Here is a 17472-nt window from a genome sequence, read left to right as displayed (position 1 = left end):
CAACTCAAGCAAAGTCTCTTAGGATTTAGTGTGGGTGGATTTTGGGTTATCTCTTTGCAATTAATTGGCGAATCGTTTTGTTGGCTCAACTATACCCAACCTGGGTAAAACGAATTGAACCCAGTTTTGTACAGACCCGTTCAAGCAAGCCGAACATGGCGACAAGTAGTACGATCAGGACGATCAGGCAAATCGCGGCTGCTAATGTCTTACAGGGATTCTGATCCCGATTCCTCGGGCAATTTCCAGATACCCCGTCATGATTATGATCCATTCTTTTCCGGTAATATCCTCGTCAGTTGCTATGACCTTGATCATCTAACCCTGTTTGCTGTCGTAAATTTTTTTGAGCAGGTCCGCAAACTGCTGTTTATCGCTTTCGGACAAACAATTCGTCATCTGAAGGCTGAACTCATCCAAAATCCGTTTCAGCACAGGTTCGAAATCTTTCGCTTTTTGCGTTGGATAAAGCAGGTAAGAACGACGATCGCGAGAGTCCACCGAACGGTAAACGTATCCCGCCTCCTCTAGCTGCTTGACGCAACGGGTCGTAGTCGCTTTATCGAACTTCACTTCATTTGTGAGCTGGTCCTGGTTGAGCCCGGGATTCGACAAGATGGCTTTAAGATAATTGTGGTGCCCGCCACCGCCGATATCAAATGGTTTTAATATGCTAGCCAATTCTTTTCGGTTAATACGATGAATGTAGGACAACATTTTGCCAATCGAAGGTTTCTTCAATCCAGTACCTCCTTAAGATCTTTTGTATCCAAAAATTTTACCTCATGCAAGTTGCGTACGCAACTAACTTAAAGTATAATCAAAACCAAATTAGTTGCTAATGCAACTAATTGATTTTGACGATAGTAAGGAGTGATTATTTAGTGAAACTGGAAGACGAGAATCGTTTCATTACTTATCAAGATGACCCAGTAATCCAGAAAAGACGTTGGATCATCCTGATAGTCCTGAATTTATTTACATTTATGTCGACGCTCGACGGCAGTATCGTCAATATTGCTCTGCCTGTTATCGCGAAGCGGATGGATCTGACAGTCGCTGAAGCGGAGTGGATAGTCACCGCTTACCTGATGACCATTTGTGCAGCGATCCTCTTTTTCGGCAAGCTCGGAGACATCGTTGGTAAAATTAAAGTGTTCAAATGGGGTATGATTATTTTCACGGTTGGTTCCCTTCTATGTGGGCTCAGCTTCAGCCTGCCGTTTCTCCTGGGTTCACGACTACTCCAAGCCTTGGGCGCAGCGATGACGATGGCCAACAGCCAGGGCATCATTACAGACATCTTCCCAGCAACAGAACGGGGAAAAGCGTTGGGGCTGATCGGTACATTTGTCTCGCTTGGCAGCATTGCTGGACCGAGCCTCGGCGGTATTATCGTATCCGGACTGGGTTGGGAGTACATATTTTTGGTAAATATCCCGGTTGGACTGATCGCGATTGCGATTGGGTGGAAGGTACTTCCTGCTGATCGTACCAAACTGAAGGTGCGTATCGATAAGGCCGGGGGGTTGCTATTCCCTTTATTTATCATAGCTTTATTTTCAGGTCTACTGCTCGGGCAGCAGGTCGGTTATGGGGATATGCGGATCGTCGCTGCGTTAATCATCTCCGCCATTGTTTTTGTTATTTTCCTTTTCGTTGAGATTCGTAATCCAGAACCCATGCTAAAGCTCGACCTGTTTAAAAATCCGCTGTTCAGCTTAAGCATTTTATGCGGCTTTCTGGTATTTGTGGCCAACTTTTGTTTTAACATCATCGCACCGTTCTATACTCAAAGTATTTTGAATCTTACACCCTCCCACGCTGGGCTCTTGCTTATGCTGTTTCCGATTGTCATGGTAATCGTAGCTCCACTCAGTGGCGCATTATCGGACAAAATTGGTTCCGAACTGCTCACTTTCGCAGGACTCGTTGTGATGGTCATCGCTCAAGTCGGACTTGCTCGACTCCATAGCGGCAGTTCTATTATTCTGGTTGGGAGTTGGATCGGTATGCTCGGTCTCGGCAGCGGTTTGTTTCAATCTCCGAACAACTCGTTGGTAATGTCAAAAGTCCCCAAAACCCAACTCGGAATTGCAGGCAGTATTAACTCGCTCGTCCGCAATATGGGCATGGTCGTGGGAATTACGGTTGCTACTACCACTCTGTTTGGTGTTATGAGCAACTTGGCTGGTCGTAGGGTTACAGGACTTGTGCCGGACCGCCCCGATCTTTTTCTATCAGGCATGCACGTGGTCTTCATGACCTCCGCTTCAATATGCTTAGTAGCCGCAGTACTTACGGGTTGGAGGCTATGGTCGGCAAAACGGACTTTACGCAGTGAACATTTACGGTCTCGATAATAATATACATCGAAAAGTAATGGTATGATTTTCAAATGTTAGGTTTTTGACCTCGTAGCAATCCGGATAAAAGTAAACATTTCAGAAAAAAGGAAGCCCTCAATTACTTGGGCTTCCTTTTTTCATTCATTTCAAATATATCAATGTTAGTTTTCCACAGTGTTAATTGTTACGGTATTTGTAGTGCTATCAATCACCAAATCCAAGTTCAATAGGTTAGCTGCTTCACTTAGCTTCACATAGTTATTACCCTGAACCATGTATGCTGTCAATTGAACTTGTTGGCCATCCAAGTAAATCGTGGATGCTTTTGACGTGACTTGTTCAGAAGCCAAAGAGGTTGTTCCGGCAAGTTCCCCGCCATTTGGCGTATAAGATTTGCCTGAAACCAGGTTTACCGTTTTTTTGGTCGGCTCCCAAGTGATTTCAAACTGCTTGTCTGACCCAGTAACAGCCATCGCCAAGTCTCTTAGCTTCAGATAAACACTTCCATCATGCTCATAAGTTGAAGCAGCTACATCCTCATTGTTGACTTTAACGGTGATATTGTCAGATGTCTTTGATTGATCATCATCAGACTCACTCGAGGACTTTGCAACAATCTGGTCAGCCCATGCAAACAGCTCCTCCAAGTCATAATCACCGCTATGCGTGACATCCCAAGGCATCGCGAAGTCCACATTGTATCCTTTGTTTTGCAGTGTCGTTGCGAGAATTGTCGAAACCGCAAGAGAAGTATCGCTATCTTTGGTACCGAAACGAATCCGCCAGTATGTTGAAGTATCCGCTCCTTCGGTATCGATATAATTAAGGGGATTCATTATTTTGATAAGTTCTGAATCCGCCATTGTACCCCCTGCTGTATCATTCTCCATGCCGTATTCTGTGAAGTGCTGATTATCAATGGTATCCGTTCCAAATAACTGATTTTCTCCATTACCCAAATCTAATCCATCAAAGGCAGATGGTGACTTCATTCTTGTTAGATAGGTAATATACTGGTCGAAATCGATATCCGATACTGTGCCATTTTCAATGGTAATCCAAGTTTTGTCGGACAGATCAATACCCTCGTCCAATGCTTTTTGAGCCGATGCAATGACATAGGATTTAACATATTCCTTAAAAGTACCATTGCCATCGGATCCTAGCGTCAATGCCGTTCCATCCGGTGCTGTCAGACCCAGGCTGTTTAAATATGACGGGAACATGGCGCTCAGATCGTCAGAAACTTTAATCTCATCTTCGGTCAATTTAGTGGGGGTACTGTTTCCTCCCATTCCTCCAGGCATCCCACCTTCAGGTAATCCACCCTCTGGGAGTTCAGGCGAGTCACCTTCCGAAAGTTCAGGCAGTCCGTCTTCTGATGTTTTGGGTCCACCCTGTCCTGCAGCGAGTCCAAATGTTCTTGGTGTAACTGTATTAACACCGTTAAACTGCCACTCATAAGCCATATCTGCGTGCTCCAAGTCAGTAATTGGCGTGTATACGGCTGATGCATAAATATCATCACGCTCATCGGCTGCACCCAATTCTTCTAGATAAGGCTCATAATCCGCGTCATTGCCTGTTGCACCGAGCAATGCAGACATTGCACCTCCAGCACTGGTACCATCGGAAATAATCTTCTCGGCGTCTCCAGGCATAACTTCGTCGTTATAACGCAGATAGCGAACCGCAGCTTTTAGATCGACAATAGCGGCAGGCGCTTTTCCTGTATATGTGCCATCTTCATCTTGTGTTGTACGACCTCGTGCTCCGGGTTCGGCCACGACATAACCTTTGGAGAGTGCAACGATTGCATTTTCTCCCCCTCCCATTCCTTGTCCTGGGCTTCCAGGTGTACCAGGAAGGTAACCCGCAACAGTATTAGGGAAGTAAATAGGGGCCGTGTCCGCTGTGTAGTTGTTAATCGTTCCTCCTTCAAAGTATTCTTCTGGGACATAAATATTCATAATTTCATATTGGGTGTCAACCGGACGCTGCACGTATACGATCTTCTCATATGCACGGTATTTAATCGTTTGACCGTTATAAGTTAGGCTCTTCTCCGTGTAATTCGTTGTGTCAAAATCCAAGCTGTACAATTTGTTCTCTGTACTTGTTGCCGCACTGGCTACGCTAACTAGCGGCATACTCATCAGAGCAAGAGCAAGCAATGAAGCAACCCATTTTTTAGTTTTCATATACATTCTCCTTTTGAATTTGAGATGGTAGGTAACTTTCCTTTTCCTAATTTAGCAAAACAATGTGGCGAAAAAGTGGCGTGAGGGTGGCAAAATATCGAAGCTAGGAGTCAACTGAAATTTCATTGCAAAAAAATAGGGCGACTTTCCCCAGTCCATTTCTGGGGAAGGCCGACCTAAACAAGCATTTACTTCATGTATTTGTTCAAAAGCTCAAACACCTATTCAACTTTTGATACTCCGATGCAAAGTGAAAATAAAGCGAGTACCTGTCCCTGTAGCCTCGACCGAAATGGATTCATTCAATTGGGTTAGAATTTCCTTAGCCAGAGATAATCCTAATCCTGTTCCTGGTCCTGCATGGGATTTATCTGACTTATAGAAACGTTCGAAGACGTAAGGAAGATCCTCCATATCGATTCCCATCCCTGTATCTGTCACAGAGAGATAGATACAAGTATCATTCCAGTTTGCATCGATAGTGACCTTGCCTTCAGGCTCAGTGAACTTAAAAGCATTATCCAAAAGAATCGTGAATACCTGCTCGATTCGATCTTCATGTCCGAAAAAATCTGGCATATGATAAGCGTTTTCCGTTATCGTGAAGCGAATATCCATGTCTTCAGCCAAAACGGTAAATCGGGTACTTAATCGTTCCATAAGTTGGGCTGGACTAGTGTTCACTTTTTGGATGGCCGAAGATCCTGACTGCAACCTGGACAGTTCGAGCATATCATTGATAAGACGTTGAAGACTTAATGATTCATGAAGGATAGAGTGATAGAATCGCTGCTTGCCCTCTTCGTCAACCAACATATTATCGCATAACGTTTCACTCATCGCCCGAATAGAAGCGAGCGGCGTTCGTAACTCATGCGTCACATTCGCCACATAATCACGGCGTACCTGTTCCAGTTTAAGGGAAGCCTGGTGATTCTGCTCTAATTGGGAGGTAAGGATATTCAAAGATCGGGCGAGGTCTCCCAGTTCACCATAACCTGTTTCCTGAACCCGGACGCCATACTCTCCTCTAGCCATAGCTTCGGAGGATGAGGTCATATCTAGAATCGGATTAATCATGGAACGGATAACTCGATAAATAATATAGAGCGTCAGGATTAGTGCCAAACTAGCTGTGAGTATAATCGTAAAATAAAATCCGGTTTGTGCACTCGAATAGTCCGAGACCAATTTGATTAGAAAGAGTCCGCCAATTAAATGGCCTTCACTACGGATGGGTTGACCGATGAGAATCGAGTCACCTCCAAAGACTTCAAGGTTTGTGATGATTGCGACTTGACCACCTGAAAGAATTTTACTGACATACGGTTTGATTGCCTGCTGTATATCCTCCTCAGTGAAAGGGAGATTTAGTTTCCTTTCTTTTCTGGACAAGGAGGACTGATCAGTAAAAGCATCCATTTCTTTTGAATGCAAATCATAAGCCTTAATAATAAAACCTAATTCAGACAAACGAGTAGATGAATAGCCGTTAGTTCCGATATCATCTGCAATTATTTCCATCTGTGGCTGAAGTTCCGATAGCTTGTTTTCGATAAAATAGGATTCCAAGAATGCCCTTCCAATGAGTAATGCAATCAAGAATACGGATATAAGAATGAAAGCGATTGAAACAAACATTCTTTTTAGTAAAGAAGGCTTCATGAGTGCACCTCAAATTTATATCCGATTCCATAAATTGATTTCAGAGTCCACCCGTTATTGTTTTCAGGAAGCTTTTTTCTAAGGCGTTTGACATGCGTATCGACAGCGCGAGTATCTCCAAGATAGTCGTATCCCCACACTTTGGATAAGATATGTTCCCTACTTAGTACCTTTCCAGCATTTGTAGCAAGTAAATACAAAATTTCAATTTCTTTTGGTGTTGCTGGTATTAGCTGACCATCGACAGACAATTCGTATCCGTTCAGATCAATTCGGAGCTGTTCATATTCAAAAATGTTGTTTTGTTTAGAGAGTACGGTTAACTCAGGTAATACTCTCCGTAAAACCGTTTTTATTCGAACTACTACCTCTCTTGGTGAGAAAGGCTTCACAATATAATCATCTGCACCAATTTCGAGTCCAATAATCCGATCCAACTCATCTCCTCTTGCAGAAAGCATAATAATTGGCACAGAACTTTCCTTTCTAATTTCTTTACATACATCGGTTCCGAATATCTCAGGCATCATAATATCCAATAAGATTAGATCCGGCTGATTGTTCCGAGCGTATATCAGTGCCTCTTTTCCATTATAGGCTGAGGTGAATGACATTCCTTCTGAAGTCAAATAACTGCCAATCGTTTCGTGTACTGTTGAATTGTCATCACAAATAAGTATGTGAATAGGCTTTCTCATTCTGTTTCCTCCATTATGGGACTAACATCTCAAATGCATAACTCTACTTATCATGTTAGTTTGATATCTGCAAAGTCAAGTGATACATTTCGAATTAGAAAATGAACGGGAGAACTTGCATTATGTAATTATGTGTAAATCCAACTTTTTTAAAGACAATTCATTGATACGTGCAAAGTCTGGGTAATTCACCTCTTCTACTGGTGGATAATGTTCCTTCCAAAAGAAAAGGCATACTTCGTGATTAATGAACCATCCACCTCTGTTCCGATTCAGAACCATATCTTAGTAAAGGATATATATCCAATTTATACTACTGGATGCGGTATATAAAGTTCTTCTAAATTGTAATTTCTTCAGGCGTTAATTTAACCGATAACGTTGAAACCGCATCTTGGAAATGGCTAATTTTGTTCGAACCGATTATTGGTGCTGTGACCTCATCCTTTTGAACCAACCATGCAAGAGCAATTTGTGAACGCGTAATTTTTCTGTTAGCAGCAACTTATGCTACTCTTTCAGGAAGGTTTATTGAAGATTTTTCATCTGATATCCGGTAGCACAACCCATCTGTGATTTCATCCCGTGTGAACGCAACCCACCAACGGAAATCAGTAATTTTAGCAGAAGTGCTCGGAAATTTATCAAAGAGCACCTCTGCAGATCAAACCTATACATTAAAAACGTTCAATAATAAAAACCGACCTTTTCTCGTGAAAACAGATGCGAAGGGAGAATTGTGGATCATCCTTGGATTAGTCGGGAATATGCACGTATGTATGGACAACCACCAATGCTGGATGTTCAAAACTTAGCGTGTCAAGCTTGTCTTTCTGAAAAGAAAGTACCTCTTTAAGAAAGATTATGCTGTAGCTTATGACAGGTTAGTCTAACTACAAATTAAATCTGAATAGATACTGTTATTGGGAAACATAAGAGGGATAGAAATCATCTGATTTCTATCCCTCTTATGTTTATTAAACGAATTTAAAGGCAAATTCATGCTTTCTGTTGCAATATCAATACATTGATAATTAAGGAGATTTATGAACATCTTGACATCTTAATAAGTTAAAGCTGACCTAGGGTTAAGTCATATTCTTGTTCATTAATATTCTTTACATTACTTACTTCCCTTACCTCTCATGGAAGAACTGCGGCAAATATTTGCGGTTCTGCTCCAGCATTTCATTCAGCATCGCTTCTGAGATACACACCGAATCGGTCAGCGGATGTGAACTAAGAGCGAGCAGTGCTTTCTCCCTACTTCCCGAAACCGCCGCTTCAATGGCCAGACTCTCATAGGTCTTCACCGCTTGAATCAGGCCGACTGCGGCATCCGGTATTCGTGTAATCGGTACCGAAACAGCGCCTTTCTTCGTCACAACGCAGTTCACTTCGATACTGGAATCCTCTGGCAAAAAGTCCAGAGTGTCGCCGTTCATGACGTTCAGCGTTAGAACCTCTCCGCTATCCGTATGAATCGCCTTCATCAGATTAACAGCCGCCTCGGAATAATAGGCACCTCCACGTTGCTCCAGTTGCTTCGGTTTCTCCACTAGCTCTGGACGCTTGTAAATCTCAAATAATTCATCCTCAAGGTGCTTGACCATCTCAGCCCTCGTCTCCCCTATGGCTGCGGCAGCCTGCTGCTCCGCCAACATCTCACGGTGAAGGTAATAATATTTCAGATAATAGGACGGAATAGCGCCAATCGCCCGAATCAGCGTAGCGTTCCAAGCAAGCTGCGGCACGTTACTGGCCGAGTAGCTCCCCCCTGCGTCCAATAACTCCTCCATCTTGGACTCTCCATCAATCTCGATCCGACTGATCCAGTGCAGATGATTTAACCCGACAAACTCGCAAAAAATGCGTTCCTCAGGCACCTGATAAAGTGTAGACAGCCACTTGTAGGCGGCGATTGGGGAATTGCATAAACCGATAGAACGTATGCTGGAATGCTTCATGATGGCTTCCGTTACCATTCCGGAAGGATTCGTGAAATTAAGTAGCCAGGCGTCAGGACATAACATCTCCATATCCTTGCATATTTCCAAGAGTACAGGTATGGTACGCAGGGCCTTCATCATTCCCCCGGCTCCGGTCGTCTCCTGCCCAAGCATTCCATATTTCAACGGGATCGTTTCGTCCCAAGCTCTGGCCTCCAACAACCCTACTCGCATCTGTGTAGATACATAATGGGCATCCCGCAGTCCTTCCTTGCGATCCAAAGTTAAAGTAATACTAATCGGCAGTCCGCTTCGTTCAACCATTCGCTTCGCCAGCCCGCCAACAACGGTGAGTTTGTGAAGACCTTCCGGAATATCCACCAGTACGATATCCTTAACCGGAAAACTATCATAATGACGGATGAAACCTTCAATCAGCTCAGGGGTATAGGAAGAGCCTCCCCCAATAACAGCGACCTTTAATCCAGTGCCCATTTCACATTTCTCTCCTTTACGGCAAGTGCTTGGTGCAATTGGTCATACACAGTGAAATCTGGTTTCACCCCGTTCTCATCCATTGCGAGCAGGATGGCACCCGCTACTGGCTCAAGGGCCAAGATTCGCAATCGGCACTTCGGTGCTGCTGTAGTAACCTGAGACTCGATATACCGAACCACATAATCTCCTTCTCCACGAGTTAGCACGCTGCCAGCCAATACAACATCAAAAGAATCATTGCCCATACCAAGTTTATGAATAACCGCACTGGCGACTTTCCCCAGTTCCAAACCTTGCTTCTCCAATATTTTTCTTGCGACTTCATCCCCAGGCGCAGCCTGAAACAGCAGTTTCGCCAAAGTATGTGGTGCCCTTCTTCCATCGTCCAAAAAACGGTGGTACATCTCTTCCACGGTTTCGAAGGTAAGCGCCTTCAATGTAAGCGACGTCAATGTAGTTGGCTGCTCCCTACCTTCCCATGAACGAATGACTGTCCGAAACACCTCGACGGCCAGTTCACCGCCTCCGCCAAAATCGCCGAATTCATAACCGAAGCCTCCGATCTGAACCTCCTCGCCTGCAACGTTAACACCATATCCATTCGTCCCGCTTCCGCATATAAGGACGACCCCATCCGTCTGCCTTGTACCGGCTCTCATGGCAATGACAGTATCGCATACGATACGATATTTCTTTAAACCCATTGCGCCTATTATTGGCCGTAATATGCGGAAATCCGCCTCACGATCGGCTCCCGCAAGCCCGAATGTAGCGTAAGTGATATTCTCTTTGCCAAGCCCCGCCTGTGCATAAGCCTCATCAACGGCCTGAGTTATACTTTTCTCTGCAAAGGCAGCACCAAGCTGATGATTGCCGCAGCCGCTGATTCCCCTGCCTAATATTCGTCCCGTTTCGTCCGCCACGACGGCCAATGTCTTGCTTCCTCCACCGTCTACTCCCAAGTAATAATTCAAGTGTGATCTCTCCTATATCGCCCGGTTAATGAAGCCGCCAGCCAAGACTTTCGGGCGAAAGCTTCGCGCAAAAAATCTTAACGAAAGGACTGCTTCCAGCCATGACTTTTATTTCGCTGCTGCCATTTTCGCCTTATTCTCCTGCCATCTCGCTGTTTTGTACTTCAACAACTTGTCATAACCGGATTTTTGCGCATCCGCCTCAGCCTTATCCAGAAGCGAAAGCACTTCCTGATCCGAGGTCGTGGAGCTTATCGCTTTAGCTCTAACTTGCTCATAGATCTCAAACACGCGCTGTGCAATAATGCCTTCTTCCGAATCGCTTGCAGGATCCAGATTGGCGAACTCCGTTGTGTTCATCTGCGTCTTCCACGTAATCTCCGATTGCCAGTACGTTTCAAAATTCCGCTTCTCTGGCGGAAGGGTAGACTCGAATTTCATCTTAGAATTGTCCACATAGACCGTGTTTCCGTTCCATTGAAAGTTGACCGTTGCGTTCATCAACTCATCACGACCTTTAGCATCGCTTGTGAATTTGTCGGTGAACAACGGCATATCCTCCTCGTCCGTTCCATCCCAATATAATCCTTCTGGCCCCCACATAATCGTACGTTGGCCATCGGGACCTGTGAACCAATCCAGGAAGGCGAAGATGGCCTCTGGATCTTTGGCCGATTTCGTAATGACGCTGACATTCCAGCCTAGCTGTTTATAATCACCCGGGAAAATCTTGTTGCGATCCAACTCCGCTTTGTGTACAGGCCATACCATGATGTAACCAGCATCCGGGTCTTGCGCTTTAAGCAGATTGTTGCCCTTGGAGCCAAACTCGGTGGGACTGGACGCCACATAAATGGCTACTTTGCCGTTTATAACCTTCTGCTCGACCTGCTCCAGCTTCTGTGTGAAGGCATCCTGAGTGACAAGTTTTTCACGGTACAGACGGCTCATATACTGCAGCAGCTCACGATAGACAGGATCCTTGAACAGCGATACGAGTTGATCCCCTTGTGGAACGGCGATCATACTGTTGAATGTATGTGGGCGATTTTCTGCAAACGCAGATACCATGATGTCCACTCCTGCAGCAGTTTGACCAACCTCCAGCGGAACGACATCTGGATACTTTGACTTCACTTGCTTCAAATAGACGTACAGATCCTCTGGTGTTTCCAGGCTCGGCGAGCCGAGTTCCTCGTAAATCTTCTTATTGACGAGGTATCCTGCGTTGCCGTTTGGCTGCGTCGTATACCAGTTAGGGAACTGATATAGCTTACCGTCAGGTGAGCGAAGCAATTGGAGTGTAGACTCCCCAGCCCACTTTTTCAGATTGGGGTATTTATTCAGATAATCATCGAACGGGACCAACATCCCCTCAGAACGGAGCTTTTCGACATCCGCTCCACGATCCATCCATATAACATCCGGCAGTTCACCGGCGACGATCATGGTACTGAGCTTGTTCTTGGCGACGCCACCGGAGCTGATCGGCACGACGTCGATCTTTTTATTCTCTTTGATCCACTTCGTCGCAGCATCTTTACCCCAATCCGGCATTGTGTACCAGTCATAATGGCCGTAGAATGAGAACTCCAGCGGTTTCTCTCCCAGTACAAAGGTATCCCCCGAGACTGGGGAATTCTTCTCTTGGCTTGCAGTATTACCTCCTGAACCCGAACATCCCATTAAAGCCATGACAATGATAAGTGTGACTGACAAGCCAGAGAGAAGGTTCTTTTCCCCTTTTTTCATTATGAGTGCTCCCTTCGCGATTCATCTATGGTCAAAGCGGACGCTTAAAGCCTTGTCCGGCATTTGCTTGAATTACTCCTTCAAAGAACCGATTAATACGCCCTTCACAAAATATTTCTGTACGAATGGATAGACGCAGAGGATCGGAATGGTTGCCACCATCATCGTTGACATAGACAACGATTTGGTAGTTACGGTTTTCATCGCGCTCATCCGGCCCTGTGCAGCAGCATCCATGTTCTGCATCTGTTCCATCATGATATTGGCATTAAGTATCTGCTGAAGCTTAGTTTGAATGGGTAGAAGATCCGTGTTGGATATGTAGATACTTGGCGCAAACCAATCATTCCAGTGATACACTGCCGTAAACAGCGACAGCGTAGCAATGACCGGTCCCGATAAAGGAAGTACGATTCGGATGAATACCCCCCAGTTAGAGGAACCGTCGATACGGGCGGACTCCTCAAGCCCGGGCGGGATACCCTTAAAGAACGTCCGGAATATAATCATATTCCACACGCTGATAATGCCTGGTATGACCATAACCCAAAAAGAGTTCATCAGACCCAGCTCCCGAATGAGCAAGTAGTTGGGTATAAGTCCGCCGCTGAAGTACATCGTTATGATACAAGTTACCATATAAAAGTTGCGACCCATCAATTCACGTTTAGAAATGCCATAAGCTAATATGGCTGTTGCCACAATGGAGAGCAGTGTACCCAGCAACGTTCGGAGCACCGAGATGATGAAACCGTCAATCAGTCGCTCATCCTTAAACACCACATGATAATTTTCAAGCGTGAATTCACGCGGCCAGAATGTAATGCCGCCCTGCATCGTATCTGTCCCGGAGTTAAATGAAATGGCGGCAGCGTTCCAGAACGGATATAACGCAATAAATGTAAACAAAGCCAATGAGACGTAAATTATGCCAACAAACCATCGATCCCCATTCGACAGCCTCATGTGTATCTCTCCCCCTTCTCTCCTACCAAAGGCTGTTCCCCGATCGACGAGCCCAATAGTTGGCTCCGGACAATAACACAACGCTGATGATGGCCTTAAACAACCCTGCCGCCGTTGCGTAGGAGTATCGGCTGTTCTGAATGCCAATTCGATATACATAGGTGTCCAGCACGTCGCTGACATCTCGCAAAACCGGATTGCCTCCCAGCAGCAATATGTCCTCAAATCCTGCATTTAGGAAATTACCGATAGCCAGAATAGAAAACACAACGATAATTGGCATAATGGACGGAATAGTGATGGAAAAAATCTGCTTCAGACGGCTCGCACCATCAATCGAAGCCGCTTCATACAGTTGGGGATTGATGCCCGCAATTGCCGCCAAATACACAATGGAGGAGAAACCAATCTCCTTCCACACATTCGTTACGGTCAAAATACTCCAAAAGTACTTTGGCTCCGACAGAAAGTTAATCGGCTCATCGATAAGACTCAGCTTCTGCAGCAGTATGTTTAGGCTGCCGTTGTCCGTAGACAAGATGGAGATCACAAAGCCCGATACGATGACCCACGACAAAAAGTGAGGCAAATAGCTGATCGTTTGAACAATTCTTTTGAAAGAATGTTTCCCTACTTCATTAAGCATCACCGCGAGCAGGATGGGGGCCGGAAATCCGATGCACAGTTTAAGCATGCCAATGACGAGAGTATTCCGCATAATGGTCCAAAACTCCGGCGTCCCGAAAAACGCGTCAAAATGTTTGAAGCCTACCCATGGACTGTTCAGAAACCCTTTGAATAAACTGTAGTCCTGAAACGCCATCAGCACTCCGTACATGGGAATGTAGCTGAAGATCAGGATAAACATCATGGCCGGAAGCACCATAAGTTGAATATCCCATTGCTTCAGAAAGCGGTGCAGGTGACTTTTCTTAGCAAGCGGCTTCGTTTTGCTGCTGATTTCCACTTGCGGCATTGGCATCCCCCTTTTTTAATTTAGTGTTAGATTTATTGACATAACCATGAGATGCTTGCCACTTCATTGTATCTCCTGACCCAGTTCATTTCTCTGCTAATATCAGTAAAATATAGCACTATATTATTGTTTTCTAAGGATTTTGCTTTTGTGAAGTCTTCGGCGTCATGCCGATGTGCTTTTTAAACAGTCGATTAAAGTTGGTCAACGTGCGGAATCCACATTCCAGGGCAATATCCATTATTTTCATATGACCTCCCTCCAGCATCATGACCGCTTGCTCCAGTCGAATATGGATCAAGTACAGCATCGGAGGCATGCCGACCGCACGTTTGAATATTTCGCTGAACCTTGAAGGACTGAGATAGACAAGAGAGGCCAGCTCCTCCAGCGTCCATGGATGGGCGAAGTTTTGTTCCATAACCATAATCACCTGACGTATTTTCTCATACTGCCTCTCACTGATAAGGTGTTGACTACCGCAAATCCCCTCTATTCGACACTCCCGATTTACTATAGTCAGAAACTGGAGTATAAGCGAATATACAACGGTAGTGTAGGAACGCTGCTCCCTCTCATGCTCCAATTGGAGTTCAAGAAGAAGTGACCGCAGCCTGTCCATGGCCGGATGATCATGGTGGATCAGATTCGTGTAATGTTTGTCTATGTCGCGGAACGGGCTGAATAGCTCCGGATCGAATCGGAGATTATGAATAAACCAGGTCGAATCGAACGTAATGACAGTCATGACAAGATCCTTCGTTTCGTAAGCGCAGTGAAGATCATTCGAATTGATAAGCAGCACATCTCCTTGCTGGAAATCAAATTTTTGACCGTTGATGATGTAGTAGCCCGTGCCGGATTTGATATAATTAATCTCAAGAACATTATGCCAATGAAGCTTTTGATAATGGACAGTCACACCAATCGTGTCGCCGATATAAACTGGATATTTCTTATTCATTTTTACCTTTTCCTTCGGAACCACTTCTTCCCTCAAAATAGATGGCATTCATAACTCCCCCCACAACGTATTTTATTGTAAGCGCTAACAAATACATATCTTGTAAAAAACTCTACCATCTATATTCCATTTTTGTAAATAAAAAAGCTATCCCAAGAGCCACTACTCCCGGGACAGCGTTTTAAAAGTTCACTACAGAGTAAACTCTTTAATGTCCTTCTGATAAACCTTATCACTTCTAACTCTCTGGACTTCAACTTCTGCTTGTATCGTAAAGAGTTACATTAGGATTATTTCATCTTATTTGTAAATTCAGTTAAAAAATCCATCTGTCAAACGTCAGTTAGCCGGTTTAAATTTGATCCAATCAAAATAGGCACGCACCGGCATACCTGGGTAATTGAATTTTCCTGTCCATATTTCAGCCGGTCCCGAGCCCGACCATAGATTAACCATAATATAGCCAGGACTGGTCGGAAGTGTTCCACGAGATCCATTCTCCGTGTGGACCAGTTTACCGTCTACATACCACTTAATGAATGATGGCGACCATTCGAACGCATAATTATGAAAATCGAGCGAGGCATCAAACCCCAGATTGATAATCGTGCTATGCTGGCCTACACCATTCGTAAAATAATTAGTTTCCATCTTCGTCGTGTCTTTGCCCAAAATTTCAATGTCGATTTCGTCATTGGATGTACCTGTTCCTTGCCCGGAATACGTGAAGAGGCTTGTGACGAGACCGACTCCTGAAGCCGCTTTTAAACGCGCTTCAACCCGGCCATAGCCATACTTTACATGGGTCGAATATTCAGCGGAAGCATAATTTTTCCCCGAGCAACTGGCGGGACACCCTGCATTGTCAAGTCGCAAAGCCATAATTCCATTCACGAATTCCTGGTTAAACGCCTTCCAGCCCACTCCGAAATCAGGACCATTAGCCCATCCATCTGAGGTATAAAACAAATTAGGATTCACTCCGTTTAAAGGTTCGTTAAAAGCAATGTCTGCCGCCGACGCTTGAATGGGTAACAGCATCGCGAATATCAGGCCACTTGCCATTAACACGGCCGACATTTTCTTTCTAAAATCCATTAACTTTTTCATGAACAACACCTCTTCCTTGGAATGTAATTAAGAAAACATAAGCACGACAAGTTAAGCATTTCTGTGATTCCGGAATGAATAATTCCACTCTGAATCATCTTCATACTACATGTAAAAATGTAGTAAATCTCAATCATTTCAATGATTAAACTGCACTATTTAACGGTTTTTCGCTATAGTGACGCTATTGCCAATGAACTCTCCTGTCGGTTAGTTAAACAAGAAGACAGCCGATCGTGATCGACTGTCTTCTTGTTTTTTTGCGCTATCGTTTCCCTTTAGCTTAATGATGTGTGTTGCTTTATTTCTTGAATCATGATTTCAACGAATGCTTAAAAAATTTGTCATTAAATATTACTATTATCTATCTGTTTCTCTTTTATCTCATTAAAATTCATATTTCGCATCATGAGCACTTGCTCAACATTTGTTGTAAAACCTAATTTTATCAATAGATCGTTCAGAGGTTGATTGGATTTACGCAGGTTAGATGTCCCTCGTCTGCAAACATAGTCTAACGGGGCAAACAGTTCACTGAGAGCAAGCTTATAAATCTCCTCTGCATCTTCCCGCCCAGGAAGGACCTCACATTGATAGAGTGAAATGGTTACCAACTTACCCTCTTGATCAAATGTTCGCTTATACAATGCATAGCATAAAGGCTCGCCATCTTGTCTAATGATTATAGATTCACCCTCCTTCATGCTAGGCCATTGTGTCTGCCAAGCAGATAAACCTCGATAGAAGTCTAGCGCATATACATCACGGGGCAATCCTTTGGTGATAGAAAAGGAATGCGCAAAAGATCGCTTCAGTAATTGGGGATCTATTGTACCCGTATGTTGTAAAATCATTAATCGATCCGTAATTTCATACCCCACATACTGATATAGCTTGATCGCACTCTCATTCTGGGTCAGCGCTTCAAGTATAGCAAGTTCCACGCCTTGTTCTCGGTACAACTCTAGATTTCTTAACATGAGCGTTCTGCCAATGCCCTGTCCTCTAAACGCAGTTGCAATACCTGTCCCACCGTTCCATGCCACTTTCTTTCCAGCTACGTCACGAAATCCATTCATGACAAACCCTGCAGGTTCACCATCCACATAAATAGCAAGTGAATTCTCCAAGGAAAGTCCTTCGTTAACGATCCTGGTCATCAAAGCATCAATCGTCATGACCATCTGTATAAAATAGCCCTCGAATCCTAGATTCCAAATACGTACATTTTCCTCCATCGATAGCTCACTTAGTTTTCTAAACGTCACTGTCATAAGTACGAACCTCTCTTTACTTCGTTTAATATGATCATTTTCGTATTTTCGCCCAACCTATATGCATTCCAATTTAATAGCTCGACAATGAAAAGTA

14 protein-coding genes are annotated in these 17472 nt (G+C 44.4%); 1 reads left to right on the top strand and 13 read right to left on the bottom strand.

Annotation, left to right across the window (positions count from 1 at the left end):
• Positions 1–318: 318 nt before the first annotated feature.
• Positions 319–741: a MarR family winged helix-turn-helix transcriptional regulator gene (locus tag MHB84_RS26915; RefSeq protein WP_076291335.1), complete on the bottom strand. Its 423-nt coding sequence runs from the start codon at positions 739–741 to the stop codon at positions 319–321.
• A gap of 143 nt (positions 742–884) precedes the next feature.
• Here MHB84_RS26915 and MHB84_RS26910 point away from each other — a divergent pair, with 143 nt between their 5' ends.
• Positions 885–2363: an MFS transporter gene (locus MHB84_RS26910; protein WP_256716907.1), complete on the top strand. Its 1479-nt coding sequence runs from the start codon at positions 885–887 to the stop codon at positions 2361–2363.
• A gap of 146 nt (positions 2364–2509) precedes the next feature.
• Here the strand turns inward: MHB84_RS26910 and MHB84_RS26905 are convergent, their stop codons facing one another.
• The 12 genes from MHB84_RS26905 to MHB84_RS26850 form a co-directional block, all read right to left on the bottom strand.
• Positions 2510–4549, bottom strand: a complete 2040-nt coding sequence (locus MHB84_RS26905) for a subtype B tannase (protein WP_076291336.1) — start codon at positions 4547–4549, stop codon at positions 2510–2512.
• 225 nt (positions 4550–4774) lie between these two features.
• Positions 4775–6121, bottom strand: coding sequence for a sensor histidine kinase (locus MHB84_RS26900; RefSeq protein WP_175381076.1), 1347 nt, complete (start codon positions 6119–6121; stop codon positions 4775–4777).
• A gap of 89 nt (positions 6122–6210) precedes the next feature.
• Positions 6211–6912, bottom strand: a complete 702-nt coding sequence (locus tag MHB84_RS26895; protein ID WP_076291338.1) for a response regulator transcription factor — start codon at positions 6910–6912, stop codon at positions 6211–6213.
• Positions 6913–7252: 340 nt separating this feature from the next.
• Entirely contained in the window at positions 7253–7369 is a 117-nt protein-coding gene (locus tag MHB84_RS26890) for a hypothetical protein (protein WP_246317937.1), read from the bottom strand.
• Between the two features lie 679 nt (positions 7370–8048).
• Positions 8049–9356: a 6-phospho-beta-glucosidase gene (locus MHB84_RS26885; RefSeq protein WP_076291339.1), complete on the bottom strand. Its 1308-nt coding sequence runs from the start codon at positions 9354–9356 to the stop codon at positions 8049–8051.
• On the bottom strand, positions 9341–10333 hold the full coding sequence (locus MHB84_RS26880; RefSeq protein WP_076291340.1) for an N-acetylglucosamine kinase: 993 nt from the start codon (positions 10331–10333) through the stop codon (positions 9341–9343). Before MHB84_RS26880 ends, MHB84_RS26885 begins: the two co-directional genes overlap by 16 nt.
• Positions 10334–10441: 108 nt before the next feature.
• On the bottom strand, positions 10442–12085 hold the full coding sequence (locus tag MHB84_RS26875) for an extracellular solute-binding protein (RefSeq protein WP_076291341.1): 1644 nt from the start codon (positions 12083–12085) through the stop codon (positions 10442–10444).
• A 72-nt stretch (positions 12086–12157) separates the two neighbouring features.
• The gene (locus tag MHB84_RS26870) at positions 12158–13051 is read right to left on the bottom strand and encodes a carbohydrate ABC transporter permease (protein WP_063563722.1); all 894 of its coding nucleotides are present in this window, start codon (positions 13049–13051) and stop codon (positions 12158–12160) included.
• A gap of 22 nt (positions 13052–13073) precedes the next feature.
• Positions 13074–14027, bottom strand: coding sequence for an ABC transporter permease (locus MHB84_RS26865; protein ID WP_076291342.1), 954 nt, complete (start codon positions 14025–14027; stop codon positions 13074–13076).
• Between the two features lie 133 nt (positions 14028–14160).
• Positions 14161–15039 carry an AraC family transcriptional regulator gene (locus tag MHB84_RS26860; RefSeq protein ID WP_076291343.1) on the bottom strand — a complete coding sequence of 293 codons (879 nt, stop codon included), beginning with the start codon at positions 15037–15039 and terminating at the stop codon, positions 14161–14163.
• Positions 15040–15330: 291 nt separating this feature from the next.
• Complete coding sequence (bglS, locus tag MHB84_RS26855; RefSeq protein ID WP_076291344.1) at positions 15331–16101, bottom strand: beta-glucanase; 771 nt, start codon at positions 16099–16101, stop codon at positions 15331–15333.
• A 347-nt stretch (positions 16102–16448) separates the two neighbouring features.
• Positions 16449–17375, bottom strand: a complete 927-nt coding sequence (locus MHB84_RS26850) for a GNAT family N-acetyltransferase (RefSeq protein WP_076291345.1) — start codon at positions 17373–17375, stop codon at positions 16449–16451.
• Positions 17376–17472: the final 97 nt, after the last annotated feature.

Source organism: Paenibacillus sp. FSL F4-0087, from assembly GCF_038020215.1.
In the GTDB taxonomy this organism is placed as follows: domain Bacteria; phylum Bacillota; class Bacilli; order Paenibacillales; family Paenibacillaceae; genus Paenibacillus; species Paenibacillus taichungensis.
This window is presented reverse-complemented; position numbering and strand designations above follow the sequence as displayed.